The sequence below is a fragment of the Bacillus sp. z60-11 genome (assembly GCF_046464135.1).
Classification (GTDB): domain Bacteria; phylum Bacillota; class Bacilli; order Bacillales; family Bacillaceae; genus Bacillus; species Bacillus sonorensis_A.
Genome location: NZ_JBIYSN010000003.1, coordinates 89,294 through 106,128 on the forward strand (window position 1 = coordinate 89,294; position 16,835 = coordinate 106,128).

The 16,835-nt window shown below is 48.1% G+C and carries 13 protein-coding genes and 1 pseudogene; 9 read left to right on the plus strand and 5 right to left on the minus strand.

The features are described from left to right. The first annotated feature begins 2 nt into the window (after positions 1 to 2). Complete coding sequence (locus ACINLD_RS10405; protein ID WP_026589412.1) at positions 3 to 1,175, plus strand: ROK family transcriptional regulator; 1,173 nt, start codon at positions 3 to 5, stop codon at positions 1,173 to 1,175. A 37-nt stretch (positions 1,176 to 1,212) separates the two neighbouring features. Here the strand turns inward: ACINLD_RS10405 and galT are convergent, their stop codons facing one another. The 3 genes from galT to ACINLD_RS10420 are packed head-to-tail and all read right to left on the minus strand — an operon-like array spanning position 1,213 to position 4,882. Further along, positions 1,213 to 2,700, minus strand: coding sequence for a UDP-glucose--hexose-1-phosphate uridylyltransferase (galT, locus tag ACINLD_RS10410; RefSeq protein WP_077735902.1), 1,488 nt, complete (start codon positions 2,698 to 2,700; stop codon positions 1,213 to 1,215). After that, positions 2,697 to 3,698 carry a UDP-glucose 4-epimerase GalE gene (galE, locus tag ACINLD_RS10415; protein ID WP_077735903.1) on the minus strand — a complete coding sequence of 334 codons (1,002 nt, stop codon included), beginning with the start codon at positions 3,696 to 3,698 and terminating at the stop codon, positions 2,697 to 2,699. Before galE ends, galT begins: the two co-directional genes overlap by 4 nt. Before the next feature lie 14 nt (positions 3,699 to 3,712). Next, a complete protein-coding gene (locus ACINLD_RS10420; protein WP_077735904.1) occupies positions 3,713 to 4,882 on the minus strand; it encodes a galactokinase in 1,170 nt (389 codons plus the stop codon). A 240-nt stretch (positions 4,883 to 5,122) separates the two neighbouring features. Here ACINLD_RS10420 and ACINLD_RS10425 point away from each other — a divergent pair, with 240 nt between their 5' ends. The 8 genes and pseudogenes from ACINLD_RS10425 to ACINLD_RS10460 all read left to right on the plus strand — a co-directional run bounded on the left by ACINLD_RS10425 (position 5,123) and on the right by ACINLD_RS10460 (position 13,837). Continuing rightward, complete coding sequence (locus tag ACINLD_RS10425; protein WP_077735905.1) at positions 5,123 to 6,115, plus strand: LacI family DNA-binding transcriptional regulator; 993 nt, start codon at positions 5,123 to 5,125, stop codon at positions 6,113 to 6,115. A 144-nt stretch (positions 6,116 to 6,259) separates the two neighbouring features. Beyond that, the gene (locus ACINLD_RS10430; protein WP_077735906.1) at positions 6,260 to 7,528 is read left to right on the plus strand and encodes an extracellular solute-binding protein; all 1,269 of its coding nucleotides are present in this window, start codon (positions 6,260 to 6,262) and stop codon (positions 7,526 to 7,528) included. 83 nt (positions 7,529 to 7,611) lie between these two features. Further along, complete coding sequence (locus tag ACINLD_RS10435; RefSeq protein ID WP_077735907.1) at positions 7,612 to 8,868, plus strand: carbohydrate ABC transporter permease; 1,257 nt, start codon at positions 7,612 to 7,614, stop codon at positions 8,866 to 8,868. Positions 8,869 to 8,871: 3 nt separating this feature from the next. After that, positions 8,872 to 9,711, plus strand: a complete 840-nt coding sequence (locus ACINLD_RS10440) for a sugar ABC transporter permease (protein ID WP_077735908.1) — start codon at positions 8,872 to 8,874, stop codon at positions 9,709 to 9,711. A gap of 33 nt (positions 9,712 to 9,744) precedes the next feature. Further along, positions 9,745 to 11,802 (plus strand): beta-galactosidase, encoded by a 2,058-nt coding sequence (locus ACINLD_RS10445; RefSeq protein ID WP_077735909.1) that lies wholly within the window; start codon positions 9,745 to 9,747, stop codon positions 11,800 to 11,802. A gap of 150 nt (positions 11,803 to 11,952) precedes the next feature. After that, positions 11,953 to 13,179: pseudogene (locus ACINLD_RS10450) on the plus strand (arabinogalactan endo-1,4-beta-galactosidase); the annotation flags it as partial. A gap of 39 nt (positions 13,180 to 13,218) precedes the next feature. Continuing rightward, positions 13,219 to 13,413, plus strand: coding sequence for an Ig-like domain-containing protein (locus ACINLD_RS10455; protein ID WP_236251236.1), 195 nt, complete (start codon positions 13,219 to 13,221; stop codon positions 13,411 to 13,413). 31 nt (positions 13,414 to 13,444) lie between these two features. Continuing rightward, positions 13,445 to 13,837 carry a hypothetical protein gene (locus ACINLD_RS10460; protein WP_277692108.1) on the plus strand — a complete coding sequence of 131 codons (393 nt, stop codon included), beginning with the start codon at positions 13,445 to 13,447 and terminating at the stop codon, positions 13,835 to 13,837. Between the two features lie 48 nt (positions 13,838 to 13,885). Here the strand turns inward: ACINLD_RS10460 and ACINLD_RS10465 are convergent, their stop codons facing one another. Together ACINLD_RS10465 and ald are read right to left on the minus strand one after the other, a co-directional pair. Then, positions 13,886 to 15,373, minus strand: coding sequence for an alpha/beta hydrolase family protein (locus ACINLD_RS10465; protein WP_026589402.1), 1,488 nt, complete (start codon positions 15,371 to 15,373; stop codon positions 13,886 to 13,888). Positions 15,374 to 15,522: 149 nt separating this feature from the next. Next, positions 15,523 to 16,653 (minus strand): alanine dehydrogenase, encoded by a 1,131-nt coding sequence (ald, locus tag ACINLD_RS10470; RefSeq protein WP_409444420.1) that lies wholly within the window; start codon positions 16,651 to 16,653, stop codon positions 15,523 to 15,525. Between the last annotated feature and the right edge of the window lie 182 nt (positions 16,654 to 16,835).

Genomic DNA, 16,835 nt, shown 5'->3' on the forward strand with positions numbered 1-16,835 from the left:
CCATGCAGCGAGGAACATTTCAATTAATGAAATCGGTGAACAAGTCGATCATTCTCAATAAAATCAGAACATCAGAGCCGATTTCGAGAGCCGAGATCGCCAAAGAGACGAAGATTACCCCGCCTACGGTCTCAAGCATTGTCAAAGAGCTGATCGGACAAGGACTCGTCAAAGAAAGCACGCTCGGTCATTCGAGCGGCGGAAGAAAGCCGACAATGCTGCACATCAACACAGGTGCCTTTTATGTCATAGGCATTGATGCCGGGCCTGAGACGGTGGAGTGCGTCTTAACCGATTTAGCCGGAGGGATTCTGCAGCGGACATCGAGCCTGTTGAAAAAACCGCTGACAAACGAGATGTTCATGGATGTTTTAAAAGAAAATATCTATGCGATTTTGGGGCGGGCCGATGTCGATCAAGAAAAGATCATCGGGATCGGCATCGCCATGCACGGGGTCGTCGATGCTGAAACGGGAATGTCACGCATTGCGCCGATTTTAAACTTAACCAATATTCCCATTAAAGATGTGCTGGAACAAGAATTCAACTTAACCGTAAGAGTTGAAAACGATGCCAGGGCGATGGCGCTTGGCGAATCGTGGTTCGGCGGCCACGATGACGCAGGCAGCATGGCTGCCGTGAATATTGGCCGCGGCGTCGGTGCGGGGATCGTCATCAACGGAAAACTGTACCATGGAGTTGAAGGAATCGCGGGTGAACTGGGCCATATGATCATTGATATCAATGGAGAAAAGTGCGAGTGTGGCAACCGCGGCTGCCTGCAGACGATTGTGAGCGGAAAAGCGATTGCCGAACGGGGGAAAAAGCGGTTGAAGGAAAGGCAGGACAGCCTGACAGCTAAAGATTTGTTTGAAATGGCCGAGAACGGCTGCCAAACGTGTATCGAACTTTTTCGGGAAACTGGTGTGATCATCGGAATCGGGCTGACCAACTTCATTCATCTTGTCAATCCGGGCAAAATCGTGCTGGGCGGCGGAGTGATGAAGGGCGGGAGGTTCATATTGCCGGCGATACGAGAAACGATACAGCAGAAAGCTTTAACAGCCGAAGCGAGGCAGACGGATGTGACGATAACGAAGCTCGGCGATGAAGCGACGCTTTACGGAGCCGTTTCATTGCTGCTGGCGGAGCTGTTTGATCCGGTGTTAAAGTAAGCTTATTTTTTTCGCCTATTTTAACACCGGTGAAGCCTTACCCCTGATGATTGACTGTGCGGATAAAGCGCATGAAAGCTTCGCGATCTTTAAAAACTCCGGCGTCCTCAAGGGCTTTGACAAATTTCTTGCTAAGTTCTTTTCGTACAATTGATTCAGCCTGCTCCGGCTCGGACAGCTCTCCGTATTCGGCTTTGAGCTGTTCGGCCCATTCCCGGTGATGCGCTTCAACGGCATCTGACTGACCGAGCAGGAATTCTTTTACTGCCGCCAATTCGGTCTTTAAGCGGGGAGGAAGGACGGCTAGGCCCATCACTTCGATTAAGCCGATATTCTCTTTCTTAATATGGTGAACATCAGTATGCGGATGGAATATGCCATATGGGTGCTCGGCAGATGTCCGGTTGTTTCTGAGCACAAGGTCGATTTCATAAACGCCGCTCACGTTTCTTGCGATAGGCGTAATCGTGTTATGAGGCGTACCATCTGTAAAAGCGGTGATATCCGCTTGTTGATCCGAGTAGTTTTTCCACGTCTGAAAAATATCGTCCGCCGCTTCAACAAGGCTGTTGATCGCAGTTCCTTTCAAGCGGATGACAGACATCGGCCATTTTAAAACGGACGCTTCGATGTCAGGGTACTGTTTGATTTGAAAGGAGAACGCGTCTTCTGCGCGCGTCATCGCAAACTCATATCGTCCGGCCTGATAATGGTCATGGCTTAAAATAGACCCGCCGACGATCGGCAAATCGGCATTCGATCCGATAAAATAATGCGGAAACAGCTCTGTAAAAGCAAGCAGTCTGTGAAAGGCAAGCTTATCAATTTTCATCGGCCGATGCTGCTCAGAAAATAAAATGCTGTGCTCGTTATAGTAAGCATATGGAGAATATTGAAAATACCAGCTTTCACCGGCGAGCGGGACTTTAATAATCCTGTGGTTCGCCCGGGCAGGATATCCGATTCGTCCGGCATACCCTTCGTTTTCTTTGCACAATAGGCACGTCGGATAGCTGCGTGATTGTTTTGCAGCGGCGCGTTCCCGTTTGATTTGCTCAGGGTCTTTTTCCGGCTTTGACAAATTGATCGTAATATCCATTGTGCCGTAAGGTGTATCCATCTGATACGAAACATTTTTTTCAATTCGTTTCGTCTGGATGTAGTTGCTGTTTTTGCTGAGCTGATAAAAATATTCGGTGGCCTCCCATGGCGATTGCTCGTATTTTTGCTGAAACACGGCATTGATGACAGAAGGTCTTGCAACAAAGCAGTTCATCACATTTGCCGCCAGCATGTCTTTCGCGTCTATGTCGTCGGTTATCACGCCGTGTTCGACTGCATAGTCGGCGAGTTTTTCCAAAAGGTCTGGGATGGAGCCGCCGGAAGCCGCAGAGGCTTCTTCAGGAAACGATTCCAGGCCCAGCAGATTCATCACTTGGTTGCGCGCGTAGTTCACGTCAGCCGGTTCGATTAACCCTGCTTCAAGCGCTTTTTGAATAAGTCCGGCTATGTCTTGTTCAATCATGTTGACACTTCCTTCCTGTACCCGTTTGGATGTGAGGAATGCCACTTCCAGGCGTCTTTAATGATCTTTGCTACAGAAGTGCGCGAAGGCCTCCAGCCCAGAACCTGCTTTGCCTTGTCAGATCCGGCAATCAGGATGCTCGGGTCGCCGGATCTGCGCTTGCCGATCTCGGCGGGAATGTCTTTCCCGGTTACCTTTCTGGCCGCATCAATCATTTCTTTCACCGAAAATCCTTCGCTGCTGCCAAGGTTGAATATATCGCTTTTGCCGCCTTTTCTTAAATAGTTTAATGCCGCCAGATGGGCGTCAATCAGGTCTTCAACATGAACATAGTCACGAATGCACGTGCCGTCGGGTGTATCATAGTCATCACCGAAAATCGTAACATGCGGTCTTTGTCCGAGAGCGGTTTGCAGGATGATGGGGACAAGGTGTGTTTCCGGACGGTGGTCTTCTCCGATCTCTCCCGTTTCCCTTGCTCCTGCAACATTGAAGTACCTGAGAGACACAAAGCTGATCCCATGGGCTTCTTCAGTCCGCTTCATGAGCTTTTCCATGATCAGTTTCGTTTCCCCGTAGGTGCTTGTCGGCATTGTCGGCATGTCTTCTGTAATAGGCACCGATTCAGGCTCTCCATAGACGGCCGCCGTCGAGGAGAATACGATTTTTTTTACATCGTGCTCGAGCATCGTCTGAAGTAAAACCTGTGTTCCGGATACATTGTTGTCGTAATATTTGAGCGGATCTATCATCGATTCGCCGACAAGTGAACTGGCGGCAAAGTGGATCACTTCTTCAATATGTTCCTTTTCAAAAACAGTGCGAAGGAAGTTGTTATCGCGCACATCCCCTTCATAAAAGGCTGCATCAGGATGTACCGCCTGCCTTTGGCCGGTCTCGAGGTTGTCAACGACAACGACGTTTTCCCCTCTGTCTATTAATTGATACACGGCGTGTGAACCGATATAGCCGGCACCGCCCAAAACCAACACACTCATATCAATTCCCCTTTCTATATTTCTTTGGCGCCGTCGCCTATCGCAGCAGTATAAAAAGCGGCATCATAGCCAACTGTTTCGCGGTAGACGGCATTCACGCGTTCTTTAAAGCTGTCTGTCCGGTCTTTTTCTACAATCGCAATCGCACAGCCGCCGAACCCGGCGCCGGTCATGCGGGCACCCAGGACGCCGTCCTGTTCCCAGGCCGCTTGGACAATGGTATCAAGCTCCAGCCCTGTCACTTCATAATCATCCCTTAATGACACATGAGATTCATTCATCAGCTTGCCAAATCCGGCAAGGTCGCCCTCGCGAAGTTTTTCCAGCGCTTTCAGCGTCCGGGTATTTTCGTACACAGCATGTTTGGCGCGTTTTTGATTGGTTTCATTGCGGATGAGGTGCTGATGAGCTTCAAATGCTTCCGCCGTCAATTCGCCCAGGCTTGCGATCGATAACTCCTGCTGCAGATCGCCGAGCGCCTCTTCGCATTGGGCGCGCCTTTCATTATATTTAGACCCGGCCAGCGTCCGCTGTTTGTTTGAATTGATGATGATCACATCGTGTTCCTTCAACACGAAAGGAGCGTATGTGTAATCAAGTGTATGGCAGTCTAACAAAATTGCGTGATCCTTTTTCCCCATGCCGATCGCGAATTGATCCATAATGCCGCTCCCCACACCGATGTACTCGTCTTCGACTTTTTGTCCGAGCTTCACCATGGAGATTGTGTCTGTTTGCAAATCATAAAGCCCTTTTAACAAAACGCCTGTCGCAAGCTCAATCGATGCGGAAGAAGAGAGGCCCGCCCCGTGCGGAATATTTCCGTAATACAAAATATCGGCGCCGTGAATGATTTGATGGCCTGCCGCTTTCATCAAAAGGAACATTCCTTTCGGATAGTTGGCCCAGCCGTCAGACTGATCAAAGGCTAAATCGCTCAAGCTGCATTCAATGATTCCTTTGTCAGGGAAGTTCTTTGAATAGAAACGGATCATTTGATCATCGCGCTTTATGCCAAGGGCATAGGTGCCAAATGAAATCGAGGCGGGGAAAACATGCCCTCCATTATAATCCGTGTGTTCGCCGATTAAGTTGATTCTTCCCGGAGCAAAAAAGGTTCGCGGTGTCTGTTCTGTCTTAAAAATAGAGCGAAAGTCGTTTGATAAAGCGGCTGCAGTATTCATATATCCTCCCATTCGTTTGACGTGCAGACTTAATAAATTAATTTAATTAAGTTTAACCCCAGTTTACTACGGGTTTTTAATTGGTGCAATAAAAAGTGTTTTTTCAAATGAAACGTTTTCATGTAAAATCCTTATTGGCAGGGATAGGGCAATTAGCACTTGACTTTTACAAAAAATAACGTTAAATTAGTAAAATGTTTTACTAAAAATATGAAAGATGTTCATGGAGGTTTTGCAATCGTGGCGACGATAAAAGATGTTGCAGAAAAGGCGGGGTATTCCATCTCGACGGTTTCCCGCGTATTAAATAACGACGAAAGCCTGTCCGTACCCGATGAGACGCGGGAGAAAATATTTGAAGTGGCGGAAAGCCTGAACTACCGCAAAAAAACGATCAGAACACTGGTAAAAAACATCGCGTTTCTGTACTGGCTGACGAATAAAGAGGAACTCGAAGACGTGTATTTTAAAACGATGAGGCTGGAAATCGAGAAGCTCGCAAAGCAATTCAACGTTGAACTGACGACGTATAAAATTTCGGGGGGTATTGACGCCATCCCCGAAAACATTGAAGGATTCATTGCGGTCGGATCATTTTCAGATGATGAATTAACCCGGTTAAGGCAGATGACGCCTCACGGAGTATTTATCGATTCGACGCCGGATCCGAATCATTTTGATTCAGTCAGGCCGGACTTAAAGCAGATGACGAGGAAAACGGTGGACTTTCTTATTGAAAAAGGGCATGAAAAGATCGGCTTTATCGGAGGCACGTACCACAATCCCAATACCGATGAAGACGAAATGGATGTAAGGGAACGAACGTTTCGCGATGATATGAGGGAAAAAGGGCTCTTGGAGGAAGGCTTTATTTTTTGCCGCAGGGGATTTTCGGTGGAAAACGGCTACCATCTGATGGATAAAGCGGTTGAAAGATTGGGTGAAAAGCTGCCGACGGCCTTTTTTACAGCGGCGGACCCGATTGCCGTAGGCTGCCTTCAGGCTTTAAATGAAAAAGGGATCGCCATCCCGGGCAGGGTGAGCGTCATCAGCATCAACAACATCAGTGTGGCGAAATACGTATCTCCCCCGCTGACGACATTCCATATCGATATTAAAGAGCTTTGCAAAAACGCTATTGAATTGCTTCTGGAGCAAATACTTGAAAAAAGAAAAGTTGTAAAAACGCTATATATCGGTGCGGAGCTGGTGGTCAGGAAAAGCACCAATTAAAAAAGCGCGGGCTGCTGAATAACAGCCTGCGCTTTTTCGTAAAATATTTTACCATAGTAAGTAAAATAATTGTTTACACTTTTCCTAAGACATGCTATATTGTTTTTGTAAAGCGCTTTCACTCCAATAAAAGGAATGAGACAAATGATGAATATGAAAAAATATGTTGGAATCAGCAGTGTCATCGCTCTCAGTTTGTCTTTAACTGCCTGCGGGCCTAAAGAGAGCAGCAATGGAGCATCAGACTCGAAGCAAAAGGAACTCGTGGTCTGGGAAGATAAAGAGAAAAGCGAAGGCATTAAAGATGCCGTCGCCCAATTTGAAAAAGAGCACGGCGTATCTGTCAAAGTCGTTGAAAAGCCTTATGCAAAGCAGATCGAGGACTTGCGGATGGATGGACCGGCGGGAACGGGGCCTGATGTGTTAACGATGCCTGGAGATCAAATCGGAACAGCGGTAACGGAAGGTTTGATCAAGGAATTAAAGGTGGACAAAGAAATCCAATCGATCTATACGGAACCGGCAATGAGATCCCAGGTGACAAACGGCAAGGTCTACGGCCTGCCGAAAGCGGTCGAAACGACGATGCTCTACTATAATAAAGATTTGATTTCTGAAAAAGAACTGCCGAAAACGCTGGATGAATGGTATGAGTATTCCAAAAAAACGGCTGACGGCAAAAAATTTGGCTTCCTGGCGCTGTTTGACCAGATTTATTATGCGCAGAGCGTCATGGGAGGATACGGCGGCTACATTTTTAAGAGCGATGCAGACGGCACTTATGATCCGGCCGATCTCGGCTTGAACAACAAAGGTGCAGTCGAAGGCGCCGAGTACATTCAGAAGTTTTATCAAGAGGGGCTGTTCCCTGCCGGAATTATTGGGGAGCAGGGGATCAATGTGCTGGAATCGCTGTTTACGGAAGGAAAAGCAGCAGCGATCATTTCAGGCCCATGGAATCTGGAACCATTCAAAAAAGCGGGCATCAACTACGGGGTTGCCAAGCTGCCTAAGCTGTCCAACGGCAAGCATATGAGTTCTTTTGTCGGTGTGAAAAGCTACAATGTAAGCGCTTATTCGAAGAATGCCGATCTAGCGGAAGAATTAGTCGTCTTCCTCGCCAATAAAGAAAACTCAAAGAAGAGATATGAGATCACAAAAGAAGTTCCCGCTGTCAAAGAATTGGCGGATGATCCTGCCGTCACAAAAAGCGAAGCGGCTCAAGCCGTTGCCGAGCAATCTCAGTACTCTGAGTTGACACCGAATATTCCTGAGATGAATGAAGTATGGACGCCGGCGGATGCGGCTCTGCAAACAATCGCAACCGGAAAAGCCGAACCGAAAAAAGCGCTTGATCAAGCCGCGGAAACGATACAAGGACAGATCAAAGCGAAGCACAGCGGCAGCAAATAAGCCGCGGGCGGGTGGTGTCAAACTTATCTTAAGTTTGGCGCCATTTATGATCAGGACGTCCATATAAAGAGGTGAAAGAGAAGGTGCAGCATCGCAAAAAAGCTTTACTATTATCAATGATTCCCGGTCTGGGCCAATTCTACAATAAACAATGGATAAAGGGTCTGTTATTCCTTCTTTTAGGCGTCTCGTTCTTCGCGGTTTTTGGCGATTTGCTGAATATGGGGCTGTGGGGCCTGTTTACGCTTGGAACCGAAGTGCCGCGCGACAACTCGATTTTTCTATTGGCAGAAGGCATCATTGCCGTGATTGTCACCTGTTTTGGGCTGGCTGTCTATTACGCCAATTTGCGGGACGCCTACCAAAACGGAAAGAGGCGCGATGAACAAAAGGAGCTCAGTTCACTCAAGGAACAATATCAAAACTTAATGGCGCAAGGATATCCGTATCTCATCAGCGGGCCATCGCTGTTCATCCTGATTTTTGCCGTTGTGTTTCCGATTTTGTTCAGCTTTGCATTAGCTTTTACAAACTATAACCTCTACCATTCTCCGCCAGCCCATCTTGTCGATTGGGTAGGACTTAAAACGTTTTCCGAAATTTTCACCGTTGATATTTGGCGGTCGACCTTTTTGGATGTTTTAGCTTGGACCATCGTTTGGACGCTTGTCGCTTCCACGCTCCAAGTCGGGTTGGGAATTTTGTTGGCGGTTGTCGTCAATCAGAAGGAAGTCCGCTTCAAAAAGTTTTTCCGGACGATTCTGGTCTTGCCTTGGGCCGTGCCCGGTTTTGTTACCATTCTCGTGTTTGCCGGCCTTTTTAATGACAGCTTCGGTGCTTTCAATCATCAAATCCTCGCCGCATTCGGCATCGATCCGATTCCTTGGATGACGAATGCCAATTGGACGAAGCTGGCGCTGATCCTCATGCAGGGATGGCTCGGATTTCCTTATGTGTTCATTGTAACAACCGGTGTTCTGCAGTCGATTCCGGACGACCTTTATGAAGCGGCGACCATTGACGGCGCGTCTGCGTTTTCGAAATTCAGGCATATCACATTGCCGCTGATTTTAATCGCGATGGCGCCGATTATCATTACACAATTCACTTTTAATTTTAATAACTTCAATATTATTTATCTATTCAATGGAGGCGGTCCGGCTGTTCCCGGGTCAACAGCGGGAGGAACCGATATTCTGGTGTCCTGGATTTACAAATTAACGATGCAGTCGAGCCAGTACTCTTTAGCTGCCGCATTGACGATCCTGCTGTCGGTCTTTGTCATCTCGATCGCACTGTGGCAGTTCAGACGGACAAATTCTTTCAAAGAGGGGGCTTAACATATGAAGAAAAGAAGACTCTTTCGGCTCCTTCTGACCTACTCTCTGTTGGTTTTTATGACAGCCGTTATCATCTACCCTCTGCTTTGGACTGTGGGAGCCAGCTTTAATCCCGGCAACAGTTTGGTCAGTACTTCTATTATTCCGGCAAATCCGACATTGGATCACTATAGAGAATTATTCGCCGGCAAAGAGAACCTCCAATACGGGCAATGGTATGTAAACTCGCTGAAAATCAGCATCTTTACGATGGTCGGGTCGGTCATCAGCGTTTCTTTTACAGCTTATGCTTTTTCAAGATTTCGTTTTAAAGGAAGAAAAAACGCTTTAGTTTTGTTCTTGCTGCTGCAAATGATTCCTCAATTTTCGGCTTTGGTTGCGCTCTTTGTTTTAGCGCAGATGCTGGGAATGATGAACAGCCATTGGCTGCTGATTATGCTGTACATCGGCGGACTCATACCGATGAACACGTATTTGATGAAAGGGTATATGGACTCGATTCCCATCGATTTGGATGAGAGCGCTAAGATTGACGGCGCAAGCAATACAAGGATTTTTCTGCAGATTATTATGCCGCTATCCAAACCGATGATCGCGGTCGTTGCCATGAACGGATTCACCGGGCCGCTCGGGGATTTCGTTTTGTCTTCGACGATATTGCGGACACCGGAGTCGTATACATTGCCGATCGGTTTATACAATTTAGTCAATGAAGTGATGGGAGCCAGCTATACGACGTTTGCCGCCGGCGCCATTTTGATCAGCATTCCGGTAGCCGTCATCTTTATCATGCTGCAAAAGAACTTTGTGTCAGGATTGACGGCAGGCGGAACAAAAGGATAGTCAGCAGAATATGGTCTAAAAAAGGAGAGTATCATGCCAAAAATTTATACGACACAAGCAAAATACATGCTTCACGGGGGAGACTACAATCCGGATCAGTGGCTTGACCGTCCGGATATTCTTGCGGATGACATCAGGCTGATGAAGCTTGCCCATACGAATACATTTTCAGTGGGGATTTTTTCATGGAGCGCTCTTGAGCCGGAGGAAGGCGTCTATACGTTTGAATGGCTGGATGATATGTTTGAGAGCATTCACCGGAACGGCGGCCGGATTATATTAGCGACACCGAGCGGCGCCCGTCCTGCTTGGCTGTCGCAAAAGTATCCGGAAGTGCTGCGCGTGAATGCAGAACGTGTCAAACAGCTGCATGGCGGAAGGCACAATCATTGCTTCACTTCAGACGTATACCGTGAAAAAACGAGAGAGATCAACCGCTTGCTGGCTGATAGGTACGGCAGCCATCCTGCCCTTTTGATGTGGCATGTTTCCAACGAATACGGAGGAGAATGCCATTGTGATCAATGTCAGCACGCCTTCAGAGACTGGCTGAAAAAGAAGTACAACCATGATCTTAAATCTTTGAATGACGCATGGTGGACGCCTTTTTGGAGCCATACCTTCAACGATTGGTCACAGATTGAATCGCCGTCTCCGATCGGGGAACATGCGGTGCACGGCTTGAATTTGGACTGGCGCCGCTTCGTCACTGACCAGACGATCTCTTTCTTTCAAAATGAAATCGTTCCGTTAAAGGAAATCACGCCGAATATTCCGATTACGACCAACTTTATGGCGGACACGCATGATCTCATTCCGTTTCAAGGGCTGGACTACAGCAAGTTTGCCAAGCACCTGGACGTGATCAGCTGGGACGCGTATCCCGCCTGGCACAACGATTGGGAAAGCACAGCAGATTTGGCCATGAAAGTCGGCTTTATCAATGATTTGTACCGCAGCCTGAAACAGCAGCCGTTTCTCTTAATGGAATCGACGCCAAGCGCTGTCAATTGGCACGATTTTAATAAAGCGAAACGGCCGGGCATGCACCTTCTGTCTTCTGTGCAGATGATCGCCCACGGATCTGACAGCATCCTCTATTTTCAATGGCGGAAATCCCGCGGCTCATCGGAAAAATTTCACGGTGCGGTTGTTGGCCATGACAACAGTACAGAGAACCGCGTCTTTCAAGAAGTGGTGAAGGTGGGGCAGACGCTGGAGCAGCTGTCTGAGGTCGTCGGCACGAATCGTCCGGCGGACACAGCGATTCTGTTTGACTGGGAAAACCATTGGGCGCTTGCTGATGCGCAAGGGTTTGGGCTGAAAACGAAGCGCTATATGCAAACATTGCATGAGCATTACCGCCCGTTTTGGGAACGGGATATTCCCGTCGACGTCATCACCAAGGAACAGGATTTTTCCTCATACCGACTTCTAATCGCGCCGATGCTTTATTTAGCAAGCGAAGAAACGATCGCCCGTTTGAAAGCATTTGTGGCAAATGGCGGTACATTAGTCATGACTTACATCAGCGGGCTTGTGAATGAACATGACTTAACCTATTTAGGCGGATGGCATCCCGACCTGAAAGAGATATTTGGCATTGAGCCCATGGAGACGGACACGCTTTATCCAGGCGACAAAAATGCAGTAGCTTACCGGAACCAGTCGTATGAACTGAGAGACTATGCAACCGTGCTGAAAATAAACGCGGCAGTCGCTGAAGGCTTCTATCAGTATGATTTTTATGCGAATTCGCCGGCTGTTACAAGCCACCGCTATCAAGAAGGGAAAACGCACTACATCGGAGCGCGGTTAAACGATCAATTTCACCGCGATTTTTACCAATCCTTGATGGAAGAGCTGTCCTTAAAGCCGGCATTTCCGGTCAATCACGGCAAAGGAGTGTCTGTCCAGGTCCGGCAGAATGATGAACATGATTATATCTTCGTCATGAATTTCACAGAAAAGCGCCAGCCTGTTACATTTTCATCAAGTGTCACGGATATGCTGACCGGTGAATTGATCACAGGTGATGTGACATTGGACAAGTATGAAACGAGAATCGCAGTCAACCGAAAGAATATGTAGCAGCAAGGTCATCCGCTCGTTCTCTTATGACAGCCATGAGCGGATGCTTTTTTAAAAGATTAATTGAAAACGCTTTCTTGAAAAGGGGTGGGAGAAAGTATGAGAAAAAGAGGAAGGTACCCAACATTGCTGGCTGTTTTTTGCGCACTGATGGTCGTGTTAGGCGAACGACCGGCTGAAGCCGGGGCTGCTTCTGCACCGGTAAAAGCTGATATTTTTGTAAAAAAAGTAGACGGGATCGACAAGGATTTTATAAAAGGAGTTGATGTCTCCAGTGTGATCGCTTTAGAACAAAGCGGCGTGGAATTTTACAATGAGTCCGGTAAACAACAGGACATATTTAAGACCCTTCAAGAAGCGGGCGTCAATTATGTGCGGGTGCGTGTCTGGCATGATCCATATGATAGAAAAGGACACGGCTATGGAGGGGGCAACAGCGATCTTGAGAAGGCCGTTCAAATCGGAAAACGGGCGACGGCCAACGGCATGAAACTGCTGGTCGATTTCCATTACTCCGATTTCTGGGCTGACCCGGCCAAACAGAAGGCCCCGAAGGCATGGGCGAACTTAAGCTTTGAAGATAAAAAACGGGCGCTCTACCAATATACAAAAGAAAGCCTGGAGACGATGCGAAAAGAGGGAATCGATATTGGCATGGTCCAGGTTGGCGATGAGACAAACGGGGTGATGGCCGGTGAAAAAGACTGGTCAAAGATGTGCGAATTGTTTAATGAAGGGAGCAGAGCGGTCAGAGACGTGGATTCAAATGTTTTGGTGGCTCTTCACTTTACCAATCCCGAAACGCCGGGGCGGTATGAAGCAATCGCTGAAACCCTTGACCGCAACGGTGTAGACTATGACGTTTTTTCAAGCTCGTATTATCCATTTTGGCATGGGACACTAGCCAATTTAACATCGGTGCTGAAACATGTGGCCGACCATTACGGTAAAAAGGTGATGGTTGCGGAGACCTCCTATACGTATACAGCCGAGGACGGGGATGGCCATGAAAACACGGCACCAAAAGATTCGGGCCAAACGTTACATTACCCGGTCACCGTTCAAGGGCAGGCGCATGCGGTGAGAGATGTGATTCAAGCGGTTGCTGATGTTGGGGACGCGGGGATTGGCGTTTTTTATTGGGAGCCGGCATGGATTCCTGTCGGCCCGGCTCATCAGCTCCAAAAAAATAAAACGCTGTGGGAAACATATGGCTCGGGCTGGGCCACAAGCTATGCCGCCGAATATGATCCCGAAGACGCCGGAAAGTGGTTTGGCGGAAGTGCTGTAGACAATCAGGCATTATTTGATTTCAACGGTCGTCCATTGCCCTCTCTCAACGTCTTTCAATACGTCGATACAGGTGCGGTGGCGCGCCTTTCAATTGACGAGATCAAAGACGTTTCGATAAACGCAGTGTCAGGCGGGAACATTTCTCTGCCTGAATCGGTAAAGGTCACCTACAATAACGGAGACGAGGGAAGCGCCGTTGTGACATGGGATCAAAAAGCGTTGAAACGGGCCATCAAAAAAGGTGTTGGAGAATATGTGATCGAAGGTGTTGTCAAAGGCGGAAAGACCGTTTTGGCTCACCTGAAAATCTTGTGCTGAATCCTGGCTTTGAAGAGCATGACAGCAGCATGTGGACGGGAACGGCGCTTCCCCTCACACCGACTACCTGGAAAATTCCGCAGACGCCAAGTCGGGAAATGTTTCACTTCATTTTTTCTCGGATGACAGAGTCGATTTCAAAGCAGAACAGACGATTACCGGGTTGAAGCGGGGGACATATCAGCTTTCGGCGTTTTTGCAAGGCGGGAACGCTGAAGGTGCGGAACTATATCTTTTTGCGAAAACAAGCGGCCAAGAATATCGAGCTGCCGCAGCCGTGAATGGCTGGGGAAACTGGAAGAACCCTGAGATTTCGGAGATCCTTGTGAAAGACGGGGCGGTGACGATTGGTGTAAGCGTGACAGCGGGGCCGGGCGCGTGGGGGAGTATTGACGATTTTGTATTGTATCAAAAAGCAAGATGACAGGGAAAAATAAAAGTAATGCCCAGACACAAAATCTGGGCTTCTTTTTCATTGCTTTCTCCCATCAAACAGCGTATCGGCAAATTTCACTTCGGGAAACTCGTCAGCCGGCCCTTCAAGCAGCCGACCGCTTTTGTTTTTTAAATGTTTGTCAAAAAAGCTTAAGGTATAGGCGTTGACGATGGAAGCCGCTCTTAGCGGATCGATTTGTCCTGTCATTCCGGTCTGTCGGAGAAAGGGGGTGAAAAACTGGACATCGGCAAAGTTGTAGTGTTCCATTCCTTTGACATACAGAATGTGGCCGCCGTACTTGCCGGCGTTTTGAAAATGGGCGATCTCAGCTTCGGCGTCTTTTGTCTCCTTAGCGATTTCTTCTCTTGTTGCCCCCATTGTTTTTAATTCTTTATCAGTATAGACGTATTTCTGTCTGACTTTATTAAAGCGGTCGAATGTGCTTTCAGAGAACATAAACAGAAAAGGTTTGGTTGAACCCGGACGGTTATGGTAGCGGTACAGGCCGCCGTCAAGGTCAATGCCCGCTGTGACTCTGCTGTCATAAGAGGCGTCGTATGAAGCGGCTCCGCCGAAGGAGTGGCCAAAGACGCCGATATGGTTCATATCGACACTCCCTTTCAAGCGGGTGGGAAGGTTCCCGGCATTGATTCGTTCGAACTGGTCGAGAACGAATTTGATATCGTCTGTCCAAACCTTCCCTACCTTGTCGCGGTAGTTTTTTTCAGCGATCAAATATTCATCTGTTTTCATCGGGGCCATCCTTCCATCGGGAAATGCGGTGGCAAAAGCGCTGTATGTATGGTCGATGGAGGCGACGATATAGCCATGGCTGGCAAGGTTTTCAGCTTGTGAAGTATGAAAAAACCGCGATGACTTGTAGCCGTGGTTTAAGATGATGAGCGGATAAGAACGGCTGTTATCGGCAATCTCGGCCCCTTCATAGGAATGGCTCTGAATGTATGTCAAATAGTTGGTCACGATGGATGGAAGGCTGAGCGTTTTCGAGAGCGGTTCCTCCTTCAGCACGGAGCCTTCCATAAACGGAGCGGGTCTTCCATCGGCATGTTTTGCCGGGTACCACACTTGTACCATCAACTCCCGTTTGCCTTCTTTCACTTCATCAAAAATCTCATCTCTGTCAGAATCGACAAAGTGAAAAGTCTGTGTTCCTACCTGATATTCACCCGTCGGCTTCGGAAGTTGAAAAACGGGAAAAGCATACAAGAAGCCCGCGGTCAGCATAAGCATGACAGTACACAGCACGTAAATGTGACGGGGGATATTTCGAAAAGCATTTTTTTTAAAACATCCATAAATGGAACCGACAAAGAACAGAACCGTCAGGGCATATGGGAAAAGCAGCTGCACCCGCAACCCTTCGGTCGCCCAGTGTATGACCAGGAAAAGCAGGGCAATTCCGCTTCCAATGATAATCGCAATCCTGCGCTGTTTCTTTCTAAAAAAACCGGACAACAATACACCTGTGTTCGACAAAAGCAGCAGCACTTCAAACAGTCTCAAAGTCATATCCTCCCTCGGAGAAATTTTTATAGTGCCACCTTATCCCATACGGCTGCTTTTGTACTATCGATTTTCCTTACATCCCGGTGACAATGTTGTCACTTAAACCGAAAAAACCCTCTCCATCAAATCGATGGGGAGGGATGGGTTTACACAGCCGCTGTTTGCCGAAGCGCATCCTCTACAGAGGTGTATTCGTATCCAAGATCGCGGGCGACCGCTTCATATGTGATGCTTCCGTTCGCCACGTTGACACCGCGAGCCAGCGCCTCATTCTCGGCAATCGCTTTTTCAACACCTTTGCCGGCGATCTGCATGGCGTAAGGAATGGTGACGTTTGTTAAGCCGATCGTTGATGTGCGCGGAACGGCGCCGGGCATATTTGCAACGGCATAATGGACGACACCGTGTTTTGTATAGGTCGGGTTGTCATGTGTCGTGATTTTGTCGACCGTCTCAATGATTCCGCCCTGGTCAATTGCAACATCCACGACAACTGAGCCCGGCGACATGGACTTGATCATTTCTTCTGTGACAAGCTTTGGCGCTTTTGCTCCCGGAATTAATACCGCGCCGATCACAAGATCTGACTCTTTGACCGCTTCTGCGATATTGAGCGGATTGGACATCAGCGTTTGGATGTCCTTGCCGAACATGTCGTCGAGCTGGCGCAGCCGCTCTGCGCTCAGGTCGATCAGTGTGACGTCAGCGCCGAGGCCGACGGCGATTTTAGCAGCGTTTGTTCCCACCGCACCGCCGCCGATGATCGTGACTTTGCCGCGTTTGACACCCGGTACACCGGATAAGAGAATGCCTTTGCCGCCTTTTGATTTCTCAAGAAATTGGGCTCCGATTTGTGACGCCATCCGTCCCGCCACTTCACTCATCGGCGTCAGGAGCGGAAGCGTTCCATTAACTTGGACCGTTTCATATGCGATGGCCGTGACACCGCTTTCGACGAGCGCTTTGGCAAGCTGCGGTTCGGCAGCAAGATGAAGGTATGTGAATAGGATTAATCCTTTGCGGAAGTAGCCGTACTCAGAGCTGATCGGTTCTTTCACCTTCATGATCATTTCCGCTTTCGCCCATACATCTTTGGCTTCGGGGATGATCGCTGCTCCGGCAGCTGAATAGTCGGCATCCTCAAATCCGCTCCCAATTCCGGCGCCTTGTTCTATTAAGATCTGATGACCGTTTTCGGCCAGGGCGACAACGCCGGCAGGGGTAATGGCTACACGGTTTTCATTATTTTTAATTTCCTTTGGAATCCCAATGATCATGATGTCTTCCTCCCTAAAATATGATTCTACCGCTAGTATAATTCTCTGCATCGGGAAGAACATCGTGCGGAAAATTAAAAATGAAAGCGCTTTTTTGTGAAATTTAACAAATTCGTGAACAATGACAGATCTGTGTCCATTTTTTTTTAAAATATTTTACTAGAAAAAATCGTTTTGTTAAA

What these genes read in the sequence shown, in the direction of transcription:
- galT (WP_077735902.1), bottom strand. Translation starts at nt 2,700, where the DNA reads ATGATTGAACAAGACATAGCCGGACTTATTCAAAAAGCGCTTGAAGCA.
- ACINLD_RS10445 (WP_077735909.1), top strand. Translation starts at nt 9,745, where the DNA reads ATGCCAAAAATTTATACGACACAAGCAAAATACATGCTTCACGGGGGA.
- ACINLD_RS10405 (WP_026589412.1), top strand. Translation starts at nt 3, where the DNA reads ATGCAGCGAGGAACATTTCAATTAATGAAATCGGTGAACAAGTCGATC.
- ACINLD_RS10430 (WP_077735906.1), top strand. Translation starts at nt 6,260, where the DNA reads ATGATGAATATGAAAAAATATGTTGGAATCAGCAGTGTCATCGCTCTC.
- galE (WP_077735903.1), bottom strand. Translation starts at nt 3,698, where the DNA reads ATGAGTGTGTTGGTTTTGGGCGGTGCCGGCTATATCGGTTCACACGCC.
- ald (WP_409444420.1), bottom strand. Translation starts at nt 16,653, where the DNA reads ATGATCATTGGGATTCCAAAGGAAATTAAAAATAATGAAAACCGTGTA.
- ACINLD_RS10420 (WP_077735904.1), bottom strand. Translation starts at nt 4,882, where the DNA reads ATGAATACTGCAGCCGCTTTATCAAACGACTTTCGCTCTATTTTTAAG.
- ACINLD_RS10440 (WP_077735908.1), top strand. Translation starts at nt 8,872, where the DNA reads ATGAAGAAAAGAAGACTCTTTCGGCTCCTTCTGACCTACTCTCTGTTG.